This window comes from Microbacterium lemovicicum, from assembly GCF_003991875.1.
Taxonomy (GTDB): domain Bacteria; phylum Actinomycetota; class Actinomycetes; order Actinomycetales; family Microbacteriaceae; genus Microbacterium; species Microbacterium lemovicicum.
Genome location: NZ_CP031423.1, coordinates 153047 through 176453 on the forward strand (window position 1 = coordinate 153047; position 23407 = coordinate 176453).

The window sequence follows — 23407 nt, forward strand, 5'->3', positions numbered from 1 at the left end:
GGTTCCGACATTCCCGCCTCGGGGATGCCGTCGATCGGGCAGGTCGCCTCGGTGACCCTCAGAGCACCACGAACAGCCCCGCCGTCACTGCCCAGAACAGCAGCACGAACACGACGTCCCTTGCGCGGAACGGCACGAGATGCCGCTCGGTGCGATCGGGATGGGCGCCGAACGCGCGGGCGTCCATCGCCAGGGCGACCCGCTCCGCGTGCCGGATCGCGCCGGCCAGCAGGGGGATCATGTAGCCCCACCACCGCCCGATCGCCGCGAAGGGGCCACGGCCCGCGTGGGCGCCGCGCACGCGATGCGCCTGTCGGATGACCTCCAGCTCGTGGCCGAACCGCGGCACGAAGCGCAGCGCCGCCAGGGCGGTGTAGCCGATCCGGTACGGCACCCGCAGCTGCTGCACGCTCGCGCGGATGAGGTCGGTCCCGTCGATCGACAGCCCCGGGATCAGGCTCAGCGCGACGATCGCCGCGAGCCGCAGACCGGTCGACAGGCCGATCTCCAGGGCGCCGACGCGCACCTGCCACGCTCCCGCCCCCCACACCACCGGCGTCTGGGCGACCACGGCCGGATCCGTCCACAGCGAGAACCCGAGACCCAGGACGACGACGACCACCGGCAGCGCCAGGAGCGCGGCGAGCAGCCGCCCGCTCAGCCGCACGCCCACGAGGAGCACGAGGACGGCCAGCACGAGGAACGCGGCCGGGGTCGTGGCATCCCGAGCGAAGACGAGCGCGACCATCGCCGGCACGGGGGCCGCCAGCGCGGCCAGCGGATTGAGGCCGTTCAGGAACCTGACCCCGCCCGCCGCGCCCGGCTTCTCGGCCACGGACGTCACCGGTCACCCCCGGGAAGGTCGGCGAGCCGCGTCACAGGGGCGAGGGACGGATGCCGCGTCAGGCCCGCGAAGGCACGTCGGAGGGGCGGCTGCGAGAGGCCGGCCGCGGCGATGAGCGCATCGTCCGCGAAGACCGTGGATGTGGATGCTGCGGCCACCACCTCGCCGCCGGCGAGCACGATCACGTGGTCGGCGTACTCGGTGACGAGCTGCATGTCATGGGTGACGACGAGGACCGTCGTGCCCTCGGCGCGCAGATCGGCGAGCATCGACAGGAGCTCCTCGGCGCGGGCGCGATCCTGACCGAACGTCGGCTCGTCGAGCGCCAGCACCGGGGCGCCGGCGATGAGCGCGGTGCCGACCGAGAGCCTCCGCTTCTGCCCGCCCGACAGGCGGAACGGATGCGCGTCCGCCTTCGCCGCGAGTCCGAAGCGATCGAGCATGCGCGACACCCGCTCGTCGATCTCGTCGCCGGAGAGGCGGAGCCGGCGGAGTCCGTATGCGAGCTCGTCGCGGACGCTGTGAGCCACGAACTGGTGCTCGGGGTTCTGGAAGACGAAGCCGATCGCGGCATTCAGCTCGCGGATGCCCGCCCGGCCGATGTCGAGCCCGCCGACCGACACGGTGCCCCGGGGCGGCCGGTTGACCCCGGCGATCGCCTGGACGAGCGACGTCTTGCCCGCGCCGTTGGCGCCGACGACCGCGGTGAACGAGCCGCGGGCGACGTCGAGGTCGATGTCGCGCAGCACCTCGGCTCGACCGCGCTTCAGCGACAGCCCGCGCACGCGGACGGCCGCCTGATCGGGACGCTCGCCGGCGTCGAGACCCGCCGCCTCCCTCGGGATCGCCCCCGCGCCGCGAGGACCCCCAGCCCCCGCGCCGCTGGAACCCGCACCACCGGCGTCGGGCACGCCCGCTCGCCCGCTGGAACCCGCAGCCCCGACCGGCCCCGCCTCGCCCTCGAGCGCCCTCCGCAGCTCCGCCGGGTCCAGGGGCAGCGGGTCCAGGACCCACCCGGCCCGTCGCAGCCGCAGCGCCGCCAGCGTCGATGCGGGCAGCCAGACGCCCTGCGCGTGCAGCTCGGCGGCGCGATCCTGCAGGAGGGTCCGCGCCGGGCCGTCCGCGATGACCCGGCCCTCCTGGTCGAGGGCGACGATGCGATCGACGAGGTGCATCGCCGCGTCGAGGTTGTGCTCGATGAGCACCACGGCGCGATCTCCGTCGGCCACGACCTCGGCGAGGGCACGGTAGACCTCGTCGACTCCGCGCGGATCGAGGTTGGCGGTCGGCTCGTCCAGCACGAGCAGCGGCGACCCCATCGCCAGTGCACAGGCGATCGCGAGGCGCTGCCGCCCGCCGCCCGACAGCCGGTCGGGGTTCTCGGCCCGCCGCTCCCACAGCCCCACACGACGGAGCGCGGCCTCCGACCTCTGCAGCACCTCGGCCACCGGCATCCGCAGATTCTCCGGTCCGAACGCCACCTCGTCGAGAACCGTGCCCGTGACCAGCTGCGCGTCCGGGTCCTGGAACACCATGCCGACCCGGGTGCTGAGCACGGCCACCGTCGTGTCGGTCGTCCTCAGTCCGTCGACCTCGACGCGCCCGTCCAGGTCGGCGGGGAGGTCGTGCGGGATGAGTCCGTTCAGCGCCAGGGCGAGCGTCGACTTGCCCGATCCGCTGGGTCCGAGCAGCAGCACCACCTCGCCGTGGGCGACCTCGAACGACGCCGCTGCCGGCGTCGGCACCGACTCCCCGTCGTGCGTGATCGCGAGGTCGTGCACGCTCAGCAGCGGCGGACGAGCGGATGCCGCGGCCACGGTCAGCGGCGTCGGCCGACGCCGGTCCTCCCTGCGCCGGAACGACCACCGCCGGAACGACCGGCCCCGGAGCGTCCGACGCCCGCGCGCCGCAGCCCGGCTCCGATCCCCAGCCCGACGGCGGTCCAGGCGACGGGGCCGAGCACGGAGAGCACGAGGTACAGGATCTGCGCCCAGCCGGGGAGGGTCGAGAGATGCGCGGCGAAATAGACGGCGGCGGCCACGACGACGCCGATGACGAGCGCCGAGACGAAGAAGCGCCACGCGGCCCACGACCGGTAGCGCACCGCCGCAGCGACGAGCTCCTGGATCGCCCCGAAGAGCAGCGCCGTGCCGAGGAACTGCGCGGCGTAGATCGGTGCGATCGCGCTGGAGACGAGCGCGGCCAGGGCGTGCGCGGTGAGGGCGACCCACGGCATCCGCAGCAGCTCCTGAGCGATGATCCCGGGCAGCACGTGGACGCCGAGGAGGAAGCCGTAGACCACCGGCAGTGCGGCAAGCACGGGCACCGTGACCCAGCCCGCGACCCCGCCCGCCACGCCTGTCGCGACCCCGATCGCGGCGCAGATGAGCAGAACGCTCGTCGAGATGCGGGTTCGCTGGGCCACCTGCTCAGCCTATCCGCGGCCTCTCATCACCTTCTCACCCGATCTCGTTCCCTGAGTGAAAACCGTGAGTTAGGTTTGCGTGAACCGTACGTCGTCGTGCGGTTTCGCTTCCTCCCCACCTCTAGGAGCGCATGACTATGGTTCGCAACACCGTGCGAGCAGCAGCGGTCGTCACACTCGCCGCGCTGTTCACCGGATCGGCCGCCTCGGCCGGATTCGCCGCAACACCCGCCCCGGACGCGCCGCCGCCCGCGCCGATCGAGTCGCCCACCGGCAACTACATCGTGCTGCTGGACGAGGACCCGGTCGCCACCTACACGGGCGGAGAGGCCGGCCTCGCGCCGACCCGTCCCGACGAGGGGCGGCGACTCGACAGCCAGTCGGTCGACGTGAAGGAGTACCAGGCGTTCCTCGAGCAGCGCCAGGAGGACGTCGCCGCGGCCAGCGGTGTCGACACCCTCGAGACGTACCAGACGACGCTCAACGGCTTCAGCGCGAAGATGTCGCCGGAGCAGGCGGCCAAGGTGAGCGGCATCTCCGGTGTGAAGGGCGTCTTCCCCGACGAGATCCGCCACCCCGACGCCGTCCCGTCGACCGAGTTCCTGGGTCTCGAGGGCGACAACGGCGTGTGGAGCCGCCTCGGCGGCACGGAGGGCGCGGGCAAGGGCGTGGTGGTCGGCGTCGTCGACACCGGCATCGCCCCCGAGAACGCATCGTTCGCCGGCGACCCGCTCGGCACGGCCCCGGGCGACGAGCCCTACCTCGACGGCAACGACGTCGTGTTCCAGAAGAGCGACGGCAACGAGTTCCGCAGCGAGCGCGTCGACGGCGCGCAGTGGAGCGCCGACGACTACTCCACCAAGATCGTCGGCGCGAAGTACTTCACCACGGGCGCCGCGGCGGCGGGGTTCGACTTCCAGTACGACATCCTCTCGCCGCGCGACGGTGCAGGGCACGGATCGCACACGGCCAGCACGGCCGCGGGCAACCACGACGTCCCGGCATCCGTGAACGGCGTCGACTTCGGCCTCATCTCGGGTGTGGCCCCGGCGGCCAAGGTCGCCGCGTACAAGGCCTGCTACGACGGTCCCGACCCCGCGGACAACACCGACGACATCTGCGCGCTGAGCGACCTGCTGGCCGCGATCGACGCGGCCGTGGCCGACGGGGTCGACGTCATCAACTACTCCATCGGCGGCGGCTCGGCCACGAGCGTCCTGCAGCCGGATGACATCTCCTTCTACAACGCCGCCGTCGCGGGCGTCTTCGTCTCCGTCAGCGCCGGCAACTCCGGACCCGGAGCGTCCACGGCCGACCACGCGTCGCCCTGGTACACGACGGTCGCGGCATCCACGATCCCGACCTACGAGGGCACCGTCCAGCTGCCGAACGGCTTCCAGGCCGCCGGCGCCTCGGTGTCCGTGCCGGCCGGTCAGAACGTCACCGGTCCGGTCGTCTACGCGGGCGACGTCGCTGCGGCGGGAACGGCGGGTGCGAACGCCGCGCTCTGCTTCCCCGACTCGCTCGACCCGGCGAAGGTCGCCGGCATGATCGTCGTCTGCGATCGCGGCACCAACGCGCGCACCGAGAAGTCGGACGTCGTCAAGGCGGCCGGCGGCATCGGCATGATCCTGGTCAACGTCACCCCGAGCTCGGTCGACAACGACTTCCATGCGGTGCCGACCGTCCACATCGACGCGCAGTACCGCACGCCGCTGCTGGACTACGTCCGCAGCACCGCGGATGCCACGGCCACCCTGGTCGGCGAGAACACCACGGGCGTCACCACGCCCACGCCGGTCGTCGCGGGCTTCTCGAGCCGCGGACCGATGCTCGCCGACGGCAGCGACGTGCTCAAGCCGGACATCGCCGCACCGGGTGTGGCGATCCTCGCCGCGACGAACAACCCGCTGGGCTCCCCGACGACGTACAACTTCCTGTCGGGCACCTCGATGGCCGCGCCGCACATCGCCGGTCTCGCCGCGCTCTATCTGACCGCCCACCCGCTGGCGCCGCCGGCGGAGATCAAGTCGGCCATGATGACGACGGCCTACGACACGCTCAACGGCGACGGATCGACCAACACCGACCCGTTCGCCCAGGGCGCGGGCCAGGTCGACGCGAAGAAGTTCCTCGATCCTGGACTGCTGTACCTGAACGGCGTGAGCGACTGGCGCGCCTACCTGCAGGGTCTCGGACTCGCCGACTTCGGCGTCGACCCGATCGACCCGAGCGACCTCAACCTCCCGTCGCTCGCGATCGGCACGCTCTCCAAGGAGCAGACCCTCACCCGCACCCTCACCGCGACCGCTCCCGGCACCTACACCGTGTCGGCCGAGGTCCCGGGGGTCGACGTGACGGTGAGCCCCTCGACGCTCACGTTCGGCGCCGCGGGCGAGGCGCAGTCCTTCGAGGTGACGTTCTCCAACGCCACCGCGCCGGTCGAGGAGTGGGCCACCGGCTCGCTCACCTGGACCGACGGCACGACCGATGTCCGCTCGCCGATCGCGGTGCGTCCGGTCACGGCCGACGCCCCCGCCGAGGTGCAGGGCACCGGCATCACCGGCAGCACCGACGTCACCATCGACGCCGGCCTGACGGGCGACCTCGCGCTGAACCTCTCGGGTCTTGCGCCGGTCACGCTGCTCACCGACCCGACCCACCCGGTCGAGGGCCACTCCGGCGACCAGGACTCGGGCGATGAGAACGGCCTCGTGACCTGGATCACCGAGGTGCCCGAGGGTGCGACGCTCGCCCAGTTCGACCTCGACTCCTCGGACGACACCGAGGGGACCGACCTCGACCTGAACGTGTACCGCATCGTCAGCCCCACCGATACGCGCTACTACGAGAAGTTCACCTCGGCCACCGCGTCGGCGGACGAGCAGGTCACGCTGAACGACCCGACCGCGGGGTACTACCTCGTCGAGGTCGACATGTACGCCACGCCGGTGCCGATGACGTGGGACATGACCACGGCGATCGTCACCCCCGGCGGCGAGGGGTCGCTCACCGCGACGCCCGATCCGCTGCCCGTCGTCCGCGGCGAGCAGGCGACCTACACCCTGTCGTGGAGCGGCCTCCAGGCCGAGACGCGCTACCTCGGAGTGGTCGGCTACGGCGACTCCGCGGTGCGCACCATCCTCACGGTCGACAGCGGCCCGGCGGCACCCGTCGCCACGGTGGCTCCGTCCGTGACCGGCACGGCGCAGGTCGGCAAGACCCTCACGGCGACCCCGGGCACCTGGGATCCGGCCGACGTGACGGTCGCCTACCAGTGGCTCCGCAACGGCGAGCCGATCGACGGCGCGACGTCGGCCCGCTACCGGGTCGCGCAGGGCGACGTCGGCACGAAGCTGTCGGTGCAGGTCACCGCGACCGCGGCGGGCAACCCCAACGCGGGCACGGCCGTCAGCAACGAGGTGTTCGTGAAGTACACCTCGCGCACGACCGTGAGCATGAACAGGTACATCGGCTCGTCCTCGCAGCCCTACGCGGTCACCGTGAAGGTGACCCCGTCGGGCGGGGAGGCCGCCACCGGCAGCGTCACCATCTGGGTCGGCTCGCAGACCTACACCGGCACGCTGGCCGACGGTGCCGTGACGTTCAACCTGCCCACGCAGTCGCGCGGCATCCACGTGGTGGTCGCGACCTACGCCGGCAGTGAGAGCGTGCAGTCGTCGTGGGGCCTGACCGGGTTCCTCGTCCTGCGCTGATCGACACGGAAGCGCCCGGGCTCCGGCCCGGGCGCTTCTGCGTGAGCGGATGCCGCGGCGCGCGCCGTGGCATCCGTCGAGGTCGTGGCGTCAGAGCCGGCGGCGGCGCCGGGTCAGCCGGACGCCCGGGAGCGGCGGCGCGGGGATGCGCTCGGCGCCGTGGTCCACGACGTGTCCGAAGCGCGGCGAGTCCGCCTCCCACGCGTCGCGCGCCTCCACGATGTCCTCGTGGGAGCGGCCGACGAAGTTCCACCACATGACGATGTCGTCCTCGAACGGCTCGCCGCCGAGCAGGAACAGCGTCGTGTCCGCCTCGGCGGAGACCTCGACGACGGTGGGCCCGGAGCCGAGGTAGAGCAGATGCGCGGCATCCACAAGCAGCGACTCGTCGGCATCCACGGCGGCGACGCCCTCGCCGAAGACGCCGGCCACGGCGTACTCCCACTCGGCATGCAGGGGGATCCGCACCCGCGACCCGGCCGGGATGTGCAGCTCCGCGCCGACGATCGGGGTGAAGGCGGAGGCGGGCGACACCGCGCCGCCGAGCTCCCCGAGCACGACCGTCGCGACGCCGTCCGCGCCGTGCGCCGCCGGCAGCGCGATCTCGGGGAGCGCCTCGTGCCGCTCGAATGCCGGCCCGCCGTGCCGCCGGCTCTCGGGGAGGGCGACCCACAGCTGCAGCGCGTCCAAGGGAACCGGCCCGTCGCCGACCGAATACTCCGAATGGGCGATGCCCGCGCCGCTCGTCATCAGGTTCAGGGCTCCGCGGGCCACGATCACATCGCTGCCGACGGTGTCGCGATGGCGCACCTCGCCGACGAACGGCCACGTCACCGTCTGCAGACCGATGTGCGGATGCGGCTCGACCCGCATCCGGGTCTCCTGCGGCCCGAAGCGGTCGAGGAAGCACCAGGCGCCCACCATCGGCAGGTCGCGCTGCGGCAGCGCCCGGTGCACGGACATCCCGCGCACGCCCCCGAGCGGAACCTCGCGGCTCTCCAGCAGCACCGTCCGCGGGCCGAGACCGTGCGGGGCGGGCTCCGACACGGACTCCGCGTCGACGTCGAGCCGGGTCATACGCCCGAGCCGCCTGACCCGCTGCCGGCTGCGCCGGCGCCGCGCTCCGCCGGACCGCCGTCGGCACCGGCGTCGCGGTCGTCCGCGCGGGGGCGGTTGCCCGCCTCGTCGCGGCCGGCCGCGGCCCAGTCGATGTGCAGGCCGGCGACCTCGTGCCCGCGGAGGTACGTGGCGACGAACGAGCACAGCGGCACCACCGTGGCGTCGTGGGCCGCAGCATCCGCCATCGCCTCGCCCACGAGCTTCCCGCCGAGACCGTGCCCCGCGAAGGCCGGATCGACCTCGGTGTGGGGGAACACCCACCGGCCCTCGTCGTCGAGCTCGACCTCGGAGAACCCGCCGAGCTCGTCGCCGACGTGGATCTCGTAGCGGCCGGCCTCCTCGTTGCGGGTGACGGTCACGGGTGCGCTGGGCTGGGTCACGGGAAGTCCTCTCTTCGCTGCGTCCACCGTAGGTCGCCGCAGCGGTGTTCCGCCATGCACGATGACCGTTCGTCGCGCTGATCGGACCGTTCGCCGCACGACGAGCGTCGGCCCGACACCCCAGGGGCGCTCCTGCCTAGCGTGGAGGGGAGACGCACAGTGTCGCGCGTGAGGAGAATCGCCATGTCCACCCGACCCCCCTCTTCCCAAAAGGGCGGTTCGACCGCCCTCGCCCCCGATCCCGAGCTGCCACCGGTCGAGGTGCCGCAGTCCGAGCGTGAACGGGAGGGCCGCTGGAGCCTCCCGAAGATCCTGCTGTGGATCGGCATCGCGCTCCTCGGCGGGCTCGCCTGGGTGATGCTGGCCATCGTCCGCGGCGAGACCGTCAACGCGATCTGGTTCGTGTTCGCCTCGGTGTGCACGTACCTGATCGGCTACCGGTTCTACTCGAAGGTCATCCAGAAGTTCATCACCCGACCGGATGACACCCGGGCCACGCCGGCCGAGCGCAAGCAGGACGGCAAGGACTACGTCCCCACCGACCGCCGCGTGCTCTACGGCCACCACTTCGCCGCCATCGCCGGTGCCGGCCCGCTCGTCGGACCGGTCCTGGCCGCGCAGATGGGCTTCCTGCCGGGCACGATCTGGATCATCATCGGCGTGATCTTCGCCGGCGCCGTGCAGGACTACCTGGTGCTGTACTTCTCCATGCGCCGCGGCGGCCGCTCGATCGGCCAGATGGCCCGCGACCAGCTGGGCCGCATCGGCGGCACGGCCGCGATCATCGCCTCGCTGCTCATCATGATCATCATCGTGGCGATCCTCGCCCTGGTGGTCGTGAACGCCCTCGGCGAGAGCCCGTGGGGCGTCTTCAGCGTCTCGATGACCATCCCGATCGCCTTGTTCATGGGGTGCTACCTGCGCTGGATCCGCCCGGGGCGCATCACCGAGATCTCGATCATCGGCTTCGCCCTCCTCATGCTCGCCATCGTGGCGGGCGGCTGGATCGCCGAGACCGAGTGGGGCGCGGCCGCCTTCACGCTCGACCGCACCACGATCGCGTGGGGCATCATCGTCTACGGCTTCATCGCGGCCGTCCTGCCGGTGTGGCTGCTGCTCGCGCCGCGCGACTACCTCTCGACCTTCATGAAGATCGGCGTCATCGTCATGCTCGCCGGCGCCATCGTGCTGGTGCGGCCGGAGATCCAGGTGCCGGCGTTCACGCAGTTCGCCGAGACGGGCCTCGGCCCGGTCTGGTCGGGGCCGCTGTTCCCGTTCCTCTTCGTCACCATCGCCTGCGGTGCGCTCTCGGGCTTCCACGCCCTCATCGCGTCGGGCACGACGCCGAAGCTCATCGAGAAGGAACGCCAGACGCGCTTCATCGGCTACGGCGGGATGCTGATGGAGTCGTTCGTGGCGATCATGGCGCTCGTCGCGGCCATCTCGATCGACCAGGGCATCTACTTCGCGATGAACTCTCCGGCGGCCCTGACCGGCGGCACGGTGGAGGGCGCGGTCGCGTTCGTCAACAACCTGGGGCTCCAGGGGGTGACGCTCACCCCCGACATGCTCACCACGACGGCGGAGAATGTCGGAGAGCCGAGCGTCGTGTCCCGCACGGGCGGCGCTCCGACCCTCGCCCTCGGCATCGCGCACATCATGAGCTCGATCGACGGCGGCGCGCTGATGGCCTTCTGGTACCACTTCGCGATCATGTTCGAGGCGCTCTTCATCCTCACGGCGGTGGATGCCGGAACACGCGTCGCCCGCTTCATGCTGCAGGACTCGATCGGCACCTTCGTGCCGAAGTTCCGCGACGTCACCTGGCGTCCGGGCGTGTGGATCTGCACCGCGGTCATGGTGGCCGGCTGGGGAGCGATCCTCATCCTCGGTGTCACCGACCCGCTGGGCGGCATCAACACGTTCTTCCCGCTCTTCGGCATCGCCAATCAGCTGCTGGCGGCCATCGCACTCGCCGTCGTGCTGGCGATCGTGGCCAAGCGCGGCAAGAGCTACGTGAAGTGGCTGTGGATCATCGCCGTGCCGCTGGCCTTCACGGCGGTCGTCACCATCACGGCGTCGATGTACAAGATCTTCTCGCCGGTGCCCTCGATCGGCTACTGGGCCAACCACGTCCGCTACCGCGACGCCCTCGCCGCGGGCGATGACACGCTCGGCACGCCGGCCGTCATGGAGGCGGTCGTGCGCAACACCGCCGTGCAGGGCACGCTGTCGATCATCTTCGTCTCGCTCGCCATCGTCGTGATGGTCACCTCGGTGATCGTGACGATCCGCGCGATCGGCGGCAAGGGCGACACCGGGCAGCACGAGGACGAGTACGTGCCCTCGCGCCGCTTCGCACCCTCCGGCTTCCTCGCGACGAAGGCCGAGCGTGCGATCGAGAAGGAATGGGCGGCCCTCCCGGACGCCGCGCAGCGGAAGGAGGCGTCCCGCCACTGACGGTGGGATGCTGAGGACATGGATCAGATGGATGCCGCGGCCTCCGCGCCCCGCGAGGGCGCGTGGTCCCTCGTGGCGCGGGTGGGCCGCGGCATCCGCTGGTACACGACGACCCTGATGGGCGACCGCGCCTACGACACCTACGTCTCCCACCACCGCGTTCAGCACCCGGACGAGCCACCCCTGACGGAGCGCCAGTTCTGGCGGCAGCGGATGGCCGACCAGGACCGCAACCCCGGCGCGCGCTGCTGCTGACATGCCCGACGCGGTGGTGCTCGCGGGGGCGGCCGGCGTCCTCGCGGGCGCGCTGCTGACCCTCGCGCTCGTCTTCGCACGGCGCTTCGCCCTGGGGGCCCGAGAGCTCGGGAGCGAGGCGGAGGGCGCGGAGTACCGCACGCTGCACGTCGTCGGGCTCGCCGCCTCCGCCCTGAGGGGCGGGCGTGAGGCGCCCGACCGGGTCCGTGCGGCGAAGCACCTGCGGAGCCTCCTGCGCGCCGAGGCCGTCGCCATCGTCGGGCCGGACGGCGACGTCGCGGGCGACGGCGCCGACGGACTGCACGACTCCGCGGTGCGCGTGGCCGAGCGCGTGCGCGCCACCGGCCGCCGACAGGTCTTCCCCCGCCGGCGCACGGGCGACCTCGAGGCGGTGGGTGCTCCCGTCGTCGTCGACGGGGTGGTGTGGGGCGCGGTGGTGGCCTTCGACGACCCGGTGCGGGCGCCGCTGGTGCGCGCGACGGGGGAGGTGGCGACGTGGTGCGCCGCGCAGCTCGCCCTCGGCGAGCTGGAGGCGTCGCGCACGGCGCTCGCGGAGGCGCAGCTCAGGGCGCTCCGCGCGCAGATCAGCCCGCACTTCATCTACAACGCGCTCACGGCGATCGCGTCGTTCATCAGCACCGACCCCGAGCGCGCCCGCGACCTCGTGCTCGACTTCGCCGATTTCACCCGGTACTCGTTCCGCCGCCAGGGCGAGTTCACGACGCTCGCGGAGGAGCTCGGCAGCATCCATTCGTATCTCGCCCTCGAGCGCGCCCGCTTCGGCGAACGGCTGCAGGTGCGGCTGCGCGTCGCGCCGGAGGCCCTGTCGACGGTGATCCCCTTCCTCTCCGTGCAGCCTCTCGTCGAGAACGCCGTGCGGCACGGCCTGGAGCCCGGCGAGCGCGGCGGCACCGTCACCATCGCCGCGCACGACGACGGCACGCACACCGAGATCACGATCGAGGACGACGGGATCGGCATGGATCCGGCCGCAGCGGCCTCGCTGCTGGCGTCCGAGCCGTCGGCCTCCCACGTCGGGCTGCGCAACGTCGACACACGGCTGCGCTCGCTGTACGGCTCGGGCGGCGGGCTTGTCGTCGAGACGAACGTGGGGGCGGGCACGCTGGTGCGCATGCGCGTGCCGCGCTCGCAGCCGCTGAACGAGACGGGCATCGGCTGACGGGGCGACCCCTCGGTAGCCTGGTCGCCATGGTGGGTGAAGGCGGGCTGGTCGACGTGCTCGTCGCGGACGACGAGCCGCCCGCGCTGGCCGAGCTCGTGGCGTTCCTGCGCCGCGACGCGCGCATCGGCGAGGTGCACGCCGCCGCCAACGGCGCCGAGGCGCTGCGGATCATCGAGCTCCACCGGGTGGCCGGGGCCTTTCTCGACATCCACATGCCCGGCCTGTCGGGCTTCGCCCTCGCCCGCGCCTTGGCCGCGACGGACACCCCGCCCGCCGTGGTGTTCGTCACCGCCGACGACGCCGGCGCGCTGCAGGCCTTCGACGTGCAGGCGGTCGACTACGTGCTGAAGCCGGTTCGCGCCGAGAGGCTGAGCAGGGCCGTGGACCGGGTGATGGATGCCGCGTCCCGCACCCCCGCGGCAGCGGATGCCGGCGAGACGATCCCCGTCACGGTCGGCCAGACCGTGCGGCTGATCCGACGCGGCGACGTCCGATGGGTGCACGCCCAGGGTGACTACTCGCGCCTCTGGACGGCCGGTGGCGGACACCTCGTGCGCACGCCCATCTCCGAGCTCGAGGAGCGCTGGTCGGATGCCGGATTCGTGCGGGTGCACCGGTCGTACCTCGTGCATCGCGATGCCGTCGTGGAGCTGCGCCTCGGCGGTTCCGCGCCCACGGTGGTGCTCGCCGAGATCGAGCTCCCGGTGAGCCGGCGTCTGGCGGCGTCGGTGCGCGAGATCCTCGCGCGGAGCGGGGGATGAGCCGCCACGGCGGCGAGGCGTCGCGCGCACGCGTCCGCGTGACGGGCGCCGCGGCCGCACCCGGTGCGACCCGCGGCATCGCGCTGCCGGGATCGCCCGTGAGCGAGGCCGGTGCGGTGTTCGACCGCTCCCTCGTGCGCAGCCAGCTGCGTCTCGCCGTCGGATGCCTCCTCGGCTTCCTCCTCGTCGCGGGCGCGTTCACGGCGGCGGTGTTCGTCATCGCGCGCCTGGACGACCCGGTGATCTTCGGCGTCCCGCTGTCGTGGCTGCTGCAGGCTTACGGCTACTACCCGCTCATCCTCTTCTTCGCGGTCGTCTACGCCCGCGGAGCGGGTCGCAACGAGCGGCGCTATCGCGAGCTCGATGCAGCCCCCGATGACGACAGGCTGCGACGGCTGTGAATCCGGTGTTCGACACGGTCGCGATCGCACTGCTCGTGGCGTCGACGATCGTGCTCGGCTTCGCCGGCCTGCGGATCAGCCGCACGACCGGCGACTTCTTCGTCGCCTCACGTAGCGTGCGCCCCGTGTGGAACGCCTCCGCCATCAGCGGCGAGTACCTCTCCGCCGGCACGTTCCTGGGGCTGGCCGGGCTGGTGCTGCTCTCCGGCGCGGAGGGCTTCTGGTTCCCGATCGGCTACGCCGCGGGGTACCTGCTGGTGCTGCTGTTCGTCGCCTCGCCGCTGCGGCGCAGCGGCGCCTACACGATTCCCGACTTCGTCCAGGCGCGGCTGGAGTCGGTGGCCGCCCGCCGCGTCACGAGCATCGTGGTGCTCGTGATCGGCTGGCTCTACGTCGTGCCGCAGCTTCACGGCGCGGCTCTCGCTCTCGGGGTGGTCGCCGACGTCGACCCCTGGGTGGGTGCGGTGCTGGTGGCGGTGCTCGTGGCCGGCATCGTCGCGGCGGGCGGCATGCGCGCCGTCACAGCGGTGCAGGCGATGCAGTACTGGCTCAAGCTCACAGCGCTGACCGTGCCGGTGGTCTTCCTCCTGATCGCACTCTCCGACGGCGATCCGGCCTTCGATCCGTCCGTGGTCTTCCCCGTCGCGGAGGGGCCGTCCGGCGTGGATGCCTACGCCACCGCCTCCCTCCTCCTCGCGCTCCTGCTGGGTACCATCGGCCTGCCGCACGTGCTGGTGCGGTTCTACACGAGCCCCGACGGCATCGCCGCGCGCCGCACGACGGTGATCGTGATCGCGATGATCGGCGCCTTCTACTCCGTCTCCGGCACGATGGGCCTCATCGGCCGGGCGGTCGCCCCCGAGCTCGCCGTGCCGGGGCTCGCCGACACCGTCGTGCTCGCCCTGCCCTCCCGCGTGTTCCCCGGCCTCCTCGGCGAGCTGCTCACGGCGCTCATCGTGGCGGGGGCGTTCGCGGCGTTCCTGGCGACGTCGTCGGGGCTGGTCGTCTCTCTCGCCGGAGTGGTCAGCCAGGACGTCTTCTCGGGATCCGTGCGGTCGTTCCGCATCTCGGCGGTGCTGTGCACGGCGGTGCCGCTCGCGATCGCCCTGCTGACCGTGCCGTCGGGACTCGTCTCCAGCGTCGGCACCGTCTTCGTCTTCGCCGCCTCCGCGCTCACTCCGGTGCTGCTCCTCGGGGTGTGGTGGGCCGGACTCACCGCGCGCGGCGCCGTCGCCGGCATGGTGTGCGGGGCTCTCTCGTGCGGCGGCGCCCTGCTGGCGTCGGCCCTCGTGCCCGACGCCGGGCTCGTCTCGGCGATGCTGGCGCAGCCGGCGGCCTGGACGATCCCGCTCGCGACCCTCGTCGTCATCGCGGTGTCGCTGCTCGACCGTCGCCGGGTGCCCGTGCGCACCGAGCGCTACCTCGCCCGTCTGCACCTGCCCGAGCGCTGAGCCGCCCGCCGTCGTGCAGACTCGGGGGATGACCCTGCTCGAGCTGATCGGCGACAGCCGCGACCCCGACGCGGTCTACGACGCCTTCGTGACGTGGGCGAACGGTCGCGGACTCGAGCTGTATCCGGCCCAGGACGAAGCCGTCATCGAGATCGTCTCCGGCGCGAACGTCGTGCTGTCCACCCCGACCGGCACGGGCAAGTCGCTCGTCGCGATCGCGGCGCACGCGGCATCCCTCTCCCGCGGCGGACGCAGCTACTACACCGCTCCGATCAAGGCGCTGGTGAGCGAGAAGTTCTTCGCCCTCGTCGAGATCTTCGGGGCGTCGAACGTCGGCATGGTCACGGGCGACTCGTCGGTGAATCCGGATGCCGCGATCATCTGCTGCACGGCGGAGATCCTCGCCAACCTGGCGCTGCGCCACGGCGCCGAGTCCGACGTCGACCAGGTCGTGATGGACGAGTTCCACTACTACGGCGACCCCGATCGCGGCGGCGCCTGGCAGATCCCTCTGCTGCTGCTCCCGCGGGCGCAGTTCATCCTGATGTCGGCCACGCTCGGCGACGTGAGCGCCATCGCATCGGATCTGACGCGGCGCACCGGGCGTCCCACAGCCCTCGTCACCGGGGTGGAGCGGCCCGTGCCGCTGCACTTCTCCTACGCCCGCACGCCCATCCACGAGACCGTGGAGGAGCTGCTCCAGACGAACCGCGCGCCCGTCTACGTGGTCCACTTCTCGCAGGCGGCGGCCATGGAGCGGGCGCAGGCGCTGTCGTCGGTGCGGATCGTCTCCCGCGAGCAGCGCGACGAGATCGCCGAGGCGATCGGCGGGTTCCGCTTCACCACCGCCTTCGGACGCACGCTGTCGCGCTACGTGCGCGCGGGCATCGGCGTGCATCACGCCGGCATGCTCCCGCGCTACCGCCGCCTCGTCGAGACGCTCGCCCAGCGCGGGCTGCTGCGGGTGATCTGCGGCACCGACACCCTCGGCGTCGGCATCAACGTGCCCATCCGGACGGTGCTCATCACGGCGCTCACGAAGTACGACGGACAGCGGATGCGGCAGCTCAGCGCCCGCGAGTTCCACCAGATCGCCGGCCGCGCCGGACGGGCAGGCTACGACACCGCCGGAACGGTCGTCGTCATGGCGCCCGAGCACGAGATCGAGAACGCCGTCGCCGTGGCGAAGGCGGGCGACGATCCGAAGAAGCAGCGCAAGGTCGTGCGCAAGAAGGCACCGCAGGGCTTCGTGAACTGGGGCGAGGCCTCGTACGAGCGTCTCGTCGCCGCCCAGCCCGAGCCGCTCGAGCCGCAGCTGAAGCTCACGGCCGCCATGCTCATCAACGTCATCGCACGCGGCGGGGACGTGTTCGCGAACGTCCGGTCGCTCGTCTTCGACAACCACGAGCCTCGCGCCCGCCAGTACGAGCTCGCCCGCCGTGCCCTGGCGATCTTCCGCACCCTCGTGCAGGCCGGCGTCGTCGAGGTCGTGCGCGACGCCGCGCCCGGTGGGCGACCGCAGCGGGCCGACTCGCACTCCACCATCCGCCTCACCGTCGACCTCCAGCCGAACTTCGCGCTCAATCAGCCGCTGTCGCCCTTCGCGCTCGCCGCCATCGAACTGCTCGATCCCGACGACGCCGTCGGGGCGGCATCCACCCCGCCGACGAGCGCGGCCCCCGCCGAGGACGCCGCGGAGGGCGAGCACGGCGGGAACTCCGAGGAGACGGCGGAGACGGCGCCCGCGACGGTGACCGCCGGCAGCGGCCACTACGCGCTCGACGTCGTGAGCGTCATCGAGGCGACGCTCGACGATCCGCGGCCGGTGCTCTCGCAGCAGCAGTTCCAGGCGCGCGGCGAGGCCGTCGCCGCGATGAAGCGTGCGGGGATCGAGTACGAGGAGCGGATGGAGGCGCTCGAGGAGGTCACCTACCCGCAGCCCCTCGCCGAGCTGCTCGCGCAGTCGTTCGAGGTCTTCGCATCGAGCCAGCCATGGGTGCGCGACTTCGAGCTCTCGCCCAAGTCGGTCGTGCGCGACATGTTCGAGCGGGCGGTGTCGTTCGCGGAGTTCATCTCCGTCTACCAGCTCGCCCGCAGCGAAGGCCTCGTGCTGCGCTACCTCAGCGACGCGTACCGCGCGATCCGCCAGACGGTGCCGGCCGAGGCGCAGACCGAAGACCTGCTCGACGTCATCGCGTGGCTGGGCGAGCTGGTCCGCCAGGTCGACTCGAGCCTCGTGGACGAGTGGGAGAGCCTCATCAACCCGGTCGCCGACCCGACCGCTCCGGTCGTGCCGCCCGCGCCCCCGTCGGTGCTCACGAACCGCCGCGCGTTCGTCGTGCTCGTGCGCAACGAGCTCTTCCGCCGCGTGCAGCTCGCCGCGCTGCAGCAGGATGACGCCCTCAACGAGCTCGACCCCGAGGTCGACTGGTCCGCCGCGCTCGACGGCTACTACGACGACCACGACGTGCTGCTCACGGGCGGCGCCGCGCGGTCGCCGGCGCTCGTCACGATCGACGAGTCCGAACCCGGCGTGTGGCGTGTCGAGCAGACGCTCGACGACCCCGAGGGCGATCACGACTGGCGCGTCCGCGCGGAAGTCGACCTCGCCGCCTCCCAGGAGGAGGGCACCGCCGTCGTGCGCGTGACCGAGGTGCTCCGGCTGTAGCCCGGGCAGCCGGAGCCGCGGGTGACGAGCCGAACACCGGATGCCGCGGCATCCGCTCCTCACGAGGCGACCGTCCTCCCACGCGGCTCACTGCGGACCGTCCGGCGGGCGGCTGCGTCGGCGGCCGCGGATACCCTGGAGAGGTGACCCCTCCTGCCGCGCCCGGCGACCCGTACGCCGACCTCGTGTGGGATCCCGATGAGCTCGCACCGCCCGACGACGAGTTCGCCCCGCCGCCCGACGAGTACCTCCCCGGCGGCTTCGACGACCGGCCGGCCGGTCCCCGTGCGACCGGCGAGCGCAGCGCGACCAGCCGGGCGGCGAGCAGCAGCGCGCCCAGCCGGGCGCCGAGCAGTGCCGCCCCCGTCCGCGGCGTGCGCGCCGCGCGCTACCCGACCGCCGCGGCGGCGCTGCACGACGTCTACGGCTACGACGCGTTCCGCGGTGACCAGGCCGACATCGTCGAGCACGTCATCGGCGGCGGCGACGCCGTCGTGCTCATGCCGACGGGCGGCGGCAAGAGCGTCACCTATCAGGTGCCCGCGCTGGTGCGAGAGGGCACCGGCCTCGTCGTCAGCCCGCTCATCGCCCTCATGCACGACCAGGTCGACGCGCTCACCGTCAACGGCGTGCGGGCGGCCTACCTCAACTCCACGCAGAGCCCCGCGGAACGCGCCGACGTCGAGCGCGCCTACATCGCCGGCGAGCTCGACCTCATCTACGTCGCCCCGGAGCGGCTGTCCTCGCCGGCCACGGCCTCCCTGCTCCAGCGCGGCACGCTCAGTGTGATCGCGGTCGACGAGGCGCACTGCGTGTCGCAGTGGGGCCACGACTTCCGGCCCGACTACCTCGCGCTCGGCGGCCTGACCGACCTCTTCCCCGGCGTGCCGCGCATGGCGCTCACGGCCACGGCCACCGCCGCCACGCACCGCGAGATCACTGAGCGGCTGCGCCTGCCCGAAGCACGCCACTTCGTCGCGAGCTTCGACCGCCCGAACATCCAGTACCGCATCGAGCCCAAGGTCGACCCGCGCCGCCAGCTCGTCTCCTTCGTCAAGGAGCACGCGGGCGAAGCCGGCATCGTCTACGCGCTGAGCCGCAAGTCGGTCGAGGCCACCGCTGAGCACCTCCGCACCCAGGGCGTCGACGCACTGCCCTATCACGCGGGTCTCGACGCCGGCATGCGGGCCCGCCACCAATCCCGCTTCCTGCGCGACGAGGGCGTCGTGATGGTCGCGACCATCGCGTTCGGCATGGGCATCGACAAGCCCGACGTGCGCTTCGTCGCGCACATCGACTGCCGAAGTCGGTCGAGGGCTACTACCAGGAGACCGGCCGCGCCGGCCGTGACGGCGAGCCGTCGGTCGCGTGGATGATCTACGGACTCGGCGACGTCGTGCAGCAGCGCCGCATGATCGACCAGAGCCCCGGCGACCGGTCGTACAAGATGCGCCTGGGGCAGCATCTCGACGCCATGCTCGCCCTCTGCGAGACGATCGGATGCCGCAGGCAGAACCTCCTCGGCTACTTCGGCCAGGACTCGGCCCCCTGCGGCAACTGCGACACGTGCCTCTCCGCGCCCGAGACGTGGGACGGCCTCATCCCGGCGCAGAAGCTGCTCTCCACGATCGTCCGCCTCCAGCGCGAGCGGAACCAGTCGTTCGGAGCAGGTCACCTCATCGACATCCTGCGCGGCTCCGACACCGAGCGCATGCGCCAGCAGGGCCACGACCGGCTCTCCACCTTCGGGCTGGGCTCCGACCTGTCCGAGCAGGACTGGCGCAGCGTCATCCGCCAGCTGCTCGCGCGCGGCATCCTGGTGGCGCAGGGCGAGTACGGCACCCTCGGTCTGAGCGACGCGGCCGCTCCCGTCCTGCGGGGCGAGGCCGACGTGCCGCTCCGTCGCGATGTGCTCGGGCGGGGCGGCGGAGGCGGCGGCTCCCGATCGCGGCGCGCGACGGCGCCGGCGAGTCTCGGGGGAGCCGACCAACCGCTGTTCGAGGCACTGCGCGCGTGGCGCGCGGAGCAGGCGCGCGAGCAGGGCGTGCCCGCCTACATCGTGTTCGGCGACGCCACCCTCCGCGCGCTCGCCGAGCAGCGCCCCACGTCGCTCGCCGCGCTCGACGGCATCACCGGCATCGGCGCCAAGAAGCGCGAGGCCTACGGCGAGGCGGTCGTGGCGGTCATCGCCGAGCACTGATCCGCGACCGATCCACAAAACCTATCGTCGTTCGGTTTATGCTCGACCCATGAGCAACGACGCCCCGGCCCTCGACGACCGCCCCTGGCTCGACTCGGCGCTGCCGATCGAGGAGCGCGTCGACCTCCTCATCGCGGAGATGACGCCGGAGGAGAAGGCCGGTCTGCTCTTCCACACCATGCTCGGCGTGGGCGACCTCGAGCAGGCCAATCGGGCGTTCGACCTCCCGTCCGGCCGCGAGTACGTGACCGAACTGCACATGACGCACTTCAACGTCCTCGGCGCGGCTCCCACCGGCCGGGAGCTCGCGGCCTGGCACAACGCGCTGCAGCGGCTCGCAGCATCCACTCGTCTCGGCATCCCCGTGACGCTGTCGACCGATCCGCGGCATTCGTTCAGCGACAACCCCGGCGCCGCGATCAACTCCGGACCCTTCTCGCAGTGGCCCGAGACGATGGGCCTCGCCGCCATCGGCGATGCCGACCTCGTCGAGCGCTTCGGAGACATCGCGCGCCAGGAGTACACCGCCGTCGGCATGCGGGTCGCCCTGCACCCGCAGGTCGATCTGGCCACCGAGCCGCGGTGGGCGCGCGGCTCGGCGACCTTCGGCGAGGACGCCGATCTCACCTCGCGCATGGGGGCGGCGTACATCCGCGGCTTCCAGGGCGCGGCGTTCGGTCCGGGATCCGTCTCGACCATGACGAAGCACTTCCCGGGCGGCGGCCCGCAGAAGGACGGCGAGGATCCGCACTTCGCCTACGGGCGTGAGCAGGTCTACCCCGGCGGGCGGTTCGAGCTGCACCTGAAGCCGTTCGAGGCGGCGTTCGAGGCCGGCACCCGCCAGATCATGCCGTACTACGGCATGCCGGTCGGCACCGAGCACGAGGAGGTCGGCTTCGGGTTCAACAGGTCGGTCATCACCGGACTCCTGCGCGAGCGCTTCGGCTTCGACGGCGTCGTCTGCACCGACTGGCGCCTGCTGACCGACTCGGTCATCCTCGGCGACACCCATCCGGCGCGCGCGTGGGGCGTCGAGCACCTGTCGCCGAAGGAGCGGGCGAAGAAGGTCCTGGATGCCGGAGCCGACCAGTTCGGCGGTGAGGCGTGCCCCGAGCTCGTCCTCGAGCTCCTCGCCGAGGGCGGCCTCACCATGGACCGGCTCGACGTGTCCGTCCGCCGCCTGCTCCGCGAGAAGTTCGCGCTCGGCCTGTTCGACGACCCCTTCGTCGATGAGGACGAGGCCGACCGCATCGTCGGTCGCGCCGACTTCCGCGCGGAGGGCGAGGCCGCCCAGCGCGCGTCGGTGACCCTCCTCGCCGACACGGGCATCCTTCCGCTCGCCACCGGCACGCGGCTCTACGTCGAGGGGATCGATGCGCAGACGGCCGCCGCCTACGGCACCGTCGTCGACGACCCCGCCGACGCCGACGTCGCGATCCTCCGCCTCCACGCGCCGTTCGAGACGCGCGCGACCGCGTTCGAGAACTTCTTCCACGCGGGTTCGCTCGACTTCCCCGTCGAGGTGATCGCGCACGTCCGCGAGGTGGCCGCTGCCGTGCCCACCGTCGTCGACGTGCTCCTGGACCGGCCGGCGATCCTCGAGCCGCTGGCGGATGTCGCGGCCGCCCTCACCGCGAACTGGGGGGTCAGCGCGGCCGCGCTCCTCGACGTCCTCACGGGCGCGGCCGTGGCGAAGGGCCGGCTGCCGTTCGATGTGCCGCGCAGCATGGCGGCGGTCGAGGCATCCCGTCCCGACGTCCCGTTCGACACCGCCGACCCGCTGTTCCGCTTCGGCCACGGACTGGACCTGCCGGCGCGCTAACCCGGCGCGCCCGCGCGCACAACCCGGCGGGTACGGCGGTCGCGCGCCGTTATCGTGAGCGGATGCCTCGACCCTCCGTGCACGTCCGCCCGCTGCTGCGGTCGTGGTTCGTCGACGACCTCCAGCTCCGCACGCGCACGTCGACCGGGGCCGTGGGCAGTGCGCGGACGTACGTGCTGATCCACGGGATCGGGATGTCGCACCGTTACCTCATGCGCCTCCACGGCGAGTTGGCGGCTTCCGGCGCGACCGTCCACACCTTCGATCTGCCCGGGTTCGGCGGCTTGCCGAAGCCCGGACACGACCTCGACGCCGGAGACATGGCGGACGCCCTCGCCACGGTGCTCGACCGGCTCGACGTCGGTGCCGCCGTGCTGGTCGGACAGTCGATGGGCACCCAGTGGGCGGCCGAGCTCGCGGCCCATCGCCCCGACCTGGCCGCCGCCGTGGTGCTGATCGGGCCGGTGTCCGACGAGCGGCATCGCTCCTTCGCGGGGCAGGCGGTCGCCCTCGCCGTCGACACGCTCCGGGAGTCGCCGGACGCGAACCTGCTCGTCTTCACCGACTACCTGCGGTGCGGCATCCCGTGGTACCTCGTGCAGCTCCGCCACATGCTGACCTACCGACTGGAGGAGACGGTGTCGAGGATCGAGGCCCCGGTGCTCGTGCTGCGCGGCGGTCGCGACCCGATCGCCGGCGTCGAGTGGTCGCGCCGGCTGCGCGACCGCGCCCGCCGCGGATCCCTGGTGAGCGTCCCGGGCCACGCGCACAACGCGCAGCACTCCGCGCCGCGCGCGGTCGCCGCTGCGATCGAGGCGTTCGCGGCGGCGCAGAGCGCGATGGCGACGACGTGATGACGCTGCTGCGCAACCTGGCCTGGTGGGTGCAGGACTACACCTATGCCGCCATCTGGCAGGTGCGGGCGGCCTTCGACCGCACGACCCCCGAGAGCTTCGGGACCGGACCCGGCGTGCCCCTGGTCATCCTCCCCGGCGTCTACGAGACGTGGCAGTTCCTGCAGCCGCTCATCACCGCGCTGCATGATCGCGGCCATCCCGTGCACGTGGTGGCACCCGCGCGCCGCAATCAGCGCCCGGTCGCCGACATCGCGCGGCAGGTGGAGGACTACCTCGTCGCGCACGGCCTCACCGACGTGGTGCTCGTGGCGCACAGCAAGGGCGGGCTCGTCGGCAAGCAGGTCATGACCGGCGGGGAGGGGGCGGAACGCGTGCGCGGCATGGTCGCCGTCGCGACGCCCTTCGGCGGATCGCTCTACGCGCGGTTCATGCTCGGCCGCACGCTGCGGAGCTTCTCGCCGGCGAACGCGACGATCCTCGCGCTCTCGCGCTCCACAGACGTCAACGCGCGCATCGTCTCGATCTACGGGCGCTTCGACCCGCACATCCCGGAGGGCAGCGAACTCGCCGGCGCCAAGAACGTCGAGCTCGAGACCGGCGGCCACTTCCGCATCCTCGCCCACCCGCGGGTGATGGCCGAGGTGGCCGCGCTCGCGGAGTAGCCGGCGAGGCCGAGCATCCCGGCGGGTCCGACGTGCGACCCGCCGTCCCTCACCGTCGCCTCCTCGGAGTGCCGCCGCCGCGGCCCGCCGGGATGCCCGCTCGACCCGCCGCACCGTCGGCTGTGGGGGGAGCACAACGCGCCGGCGAGACGTGGTCCCGTCGACTTGGAGGTATCACCCAACCCGCTTGGGAGGTCGTTGGA

General features: G+C 72.3%; 16 protein-coding genes and 1 pseudogene. 12 read left to right on the top strand and 5 right to left on the bottom strand.

Annotated elements, in window-relative coordinates; genetic code table 11:
• Positions 1–58 precede the first annotated feature (58 nt).
• The 3 genes from CVS47_RS00745 to CVS47_RS00755 are packed head-to-tail and all read right to left on the bottom strand — an operon-like array spanning position 59 to position 3269.
• Positions 59–844 (bottom strand): energy-coupling factor transporter transmembrane component T, encoded by a 786-nt coding sequence (locus CVS47_RS00745; RefSeq protein ID WP_241240221.1) that lies wholly within the window; start codon positions 842–844, stop codon positions 59–61.
• The gene (locus tag CVS47_RS00750; RefSeq protein ID WP_241240222.1) at positions 841–2661 is read right to left on the bottom strand and encodes an ABC transporter ATP-binding protein; all 1821 of its coding nucleotides are present in this window, start codon (positions 2659–2661) and stop codon (positions 841–843) included. The genes CVS47_RS00745 and CVS47_RS00750 overlap by 4 nt, the downstream gene beginning before the upstream one ends.
• Positions 2662–2663: 2 nt before the next feature.
• The gene (locus CVS47_RS00755; protein WP_127094371.1) at positions 2664–3269 is read right to left on the bottom strand and encodes an ECF transporter S component; all 606 of its coding nucleotides are present in this window, start codon (positions 3267–3269) and stop codon (positions 2664–2666) included.
• A 137-nt stretch (positions 3270–3406) separates the two neighbouring features.
• Between CVS47_RS00755 and CVS47_RS00760 the strand changes: the two genes are divergently transcribed.
• Positions 3407–6985, top strand: a complete 3579-nt coding sequence (locus CVS47_RS00760) for a S8 family serine peptidase (protein ID WP_164734573.1) — start codon at positions 3407–3409, stop codon at positions 6983–6985.
• A gap of 90 nt (positions 6986–7075) precedes the next feature.
• On the opposite strand, the gene CVS47_RS00765 is transcribed toward CVS47_RS00760, so the two are convergent.
• Both CVS47_RS00765 and CVS47_RS00770 read right to left on the bottom strand, forming a co-directional pair.
• A complete protein-coding gene (locus tag CVS47_RS00765; protein WP_127094373.1) occupies positions 7076–8062 on the bottom strand; it encodes a pirin family protein in 987 nt (328 codons plus the stop codon).
• A complete protein-coding gene (locus tag CVS47_RS00770) occupies positions 8059–8484 on the bottom strand; it encodes a GNAT family N-acetyltransferase (protein WP_127094374.1) in 426 nt (141 codons plus the stop codon). Before CVS47_RS00770 ends, CVS47_RS00765 begins: the two co-directional genes overlap by 4 nt.
• 183 nt (positions 8485–8667) lie before the next feature.
• Here CVS47_RS00770 and CVS47_RS00775 point away from each other — a divergent pair, with 183 nt between their 5' ends.
• The 11 genes and pseudogenes from CVS47_RS00775 to CVS47_RS00825 all read left to right on the top strand — a co-directional run bounded on the left by CVS47_RS00775 (position 8668) and on the right by CVS47_RS00825 (position 23204).
• Positions 8668–10944, top strand: coding sequence for a carbon starvation CstA family protein (locus tag CVS47_RS00775; RefSeq protein WP_127094375.1), 2277 nt, complete (start codon positions 8668–8670; stop codon positions 10942–10944).
• A gap of 18 nt (positions 10945–10962) precedes the next feature.
• Entirely contained in the window at positions 10963–11199 is a 237-nt protein-coding gene (locus CVS47_RS00780) for a YbdD/YjiX family protein (protein WP_241240223.1), read from the top strand.
• A gap of 1 nt (position 11200) precedes the next feature.
• Positions 11201–12379 (top strand): sensor histidine kinase, encoded by a 1179-nt coding sequence (locus CVS47_RS00785; RefSeq protein WP_127094376.1) that lies wholly within the window; start codon positions 11201–11203, stop codon positions 12377–12379.
• Between the two features lie 29 nt (positions 12380–12408).
• Positions 12409–13143, top strand: coding sequence for a LytR/AlgR family response regulator transcription factor (locus tag CVS47_RS00790; RefSeq protein WP_127094377.1), 735 nt, complete (start codon positions 12409–12411; stop codon positions 13141–13143).
• Entirely contained in the window at positions 13140–13544 is a 405-nt protein-coding gene (locus CVS47_RS00795) for a heavy metal transporter (protein ID WP_127094378.1), read from the top strand. Before CVS47_RS00790 ends, CVS47_RS00795 begins: the two co-directional genes overlap by 4 nt.
• Positions 13541–14995 (top strand): sodium/solute symporter, encoded by a 1455-nt coding sequence (locus CVS47_RS00800; protein ID WP_127094379.1) that lies wholly within the window; start codon positions 13541–13543, stop codon positions 14993–14995. Before CVS47_RS00795 ends, CVS47_RS00800 begins: the two co-directional genes overlap by 4 nt.
• Before the next feature lie 28 nt (positions 14996–15023).
• The gene (locus CVS47_RS00805) at positions 15024–17663 is read left to right on the top strand and encodes a DEAD/DEAH box helicase (protein ID WP_127094380.1); all 2640 of its coding nucleotides are present in this window, start codon (positions 15024–15026) and stop codon (positions 17661–17663) included.
• 374 nt (positions 17664–18037) lie between these two features.
• Positions 18038–19863: pseudogene (gene recQ, locus CVS47_RS00810) on the top strand (DNA helicase RecQ).
• Between the two features lie 49 nt (positions 19864–19912).
• Entirely contained in the window at positions 19913–21685 is a 1773-nt protein-coding gene (locus tag CVS47_RS00815; protein ID WP_127094381.1) for a glycoside hydrolase family 3 protein, read from the top strand.
• Positions 21686–21747: 62 nt separating this feature from the next.
• On the top strand, positions 21748–22539 hold the full coding sequence (locus CVS47_RS00820) for an alpha/beta fold hydrolase (RefSeq protein ID WP_127094382.1): 792 nt from the start codon (positions 21748–21750) through the stop codon (positions 22537–22539).
• On the top strand, positions 22539–23204 hold the full coding sequence (locus CVS47_RS00825) for an esterase/lipase family protein (RefSeq protein ID WP_206502791.1): 666 nt from the start codon (positions 22539–22541) through the stop codon (positions 23202–23204). Before CVS47_RS00820 ends, CVS47_RS00825 begins: the two co-directional genes overlap by 1 nt.
• The last annotated feature ends 203 nt before the right edge of the window (positions 23205–23407 follow it).

What these genes read in the sequence shown, in the direction of transcription:
- CVS47_RS00820 (WP_127094382.1), top strand. Translation starts at nt 21,748, where the DNA reads ATGCCTCGACCCTCCGTGCACGTCCGCCCGCTGCTGCGGTCGTGGTTC.
- CVS47_RS00785 (WP_127094376.1), top strand. Translation starts at nt 11,201, where the DNA reads ATGCCCGACGCGGTGGTGCTCGCGGGGGCGGCCGGCGTCCTCGCGGGC.
- CVS47_RS00790 (WP_127094377.1), top strand. Translation starts at nt 12,409, where the DNA reads ATGGTGGGTGAAGGCGGGCTGGTCGACGTGCTCGTCGCGGACGACGAG.
- CVS47_RS00780 (WP_241240223.1), top strand. Translation starts at nt 10,963, where the DNA reads ATGGATCAGATGGATGCCGCGGCCTCCGCGCCCCGCGAGGGCGCGTGG.
- CVS47_RS00805 (WP_127094380.1), top strand. Translation starts at nt 15,024, where the DNA reads ATGACCCTGCTCGAGCTGATCGGCGACAGCCGCGACCCCGACGCGGTC.
- CVS47_RS00825 (WP_206502791.1), top strand. Translation starts at nt 22,539, where the DNA reads ATGACGCTGCTGCGCAACCTGGCCTGGTGGGTGCAGGACTACACCTAT.
- CVS47_RS00765 (WP_127094373.1), bottom strand. Translation starts at nt 8,062, where the DNA reads ATGACCCGGCTCGACGTCGACGCGGAGTCCGTGTCGGAGCCCGCCCCG.
- CVS47_RS00795 (WP_127094378.1), top strand. Translation starts at nt 13,140, where the DNA reads ATGAGCCGCCACGGCGGCGAGGCGTCGCGCGCACGCGTCCGCGTGACG.
- CVS47_RS00775 (WP_127094375.1), top strand. Translation starts at nt 8,668, where the DNA reads ATGTCCACCCGACCCCCCTCTTCCCAAAAGGGCGGTTCGACCGCCCTC.
- CVS47_RS00760 (WP_164734573.1), top strand. Translation starts at nt 3,407, where the DNA reads ATGGTTCGCAACACCGTGCGAGCAGCAGCGGTCGTCACACTCGCCGCG.
- CVS47_RS00815 (WP_127094381.1), top strand. Translation starts at nt 19,913, where the DNA reads ATGAGCAACGACGCCCCGGCCCTCGACGACCGCCCCTGGCTCGACTCG.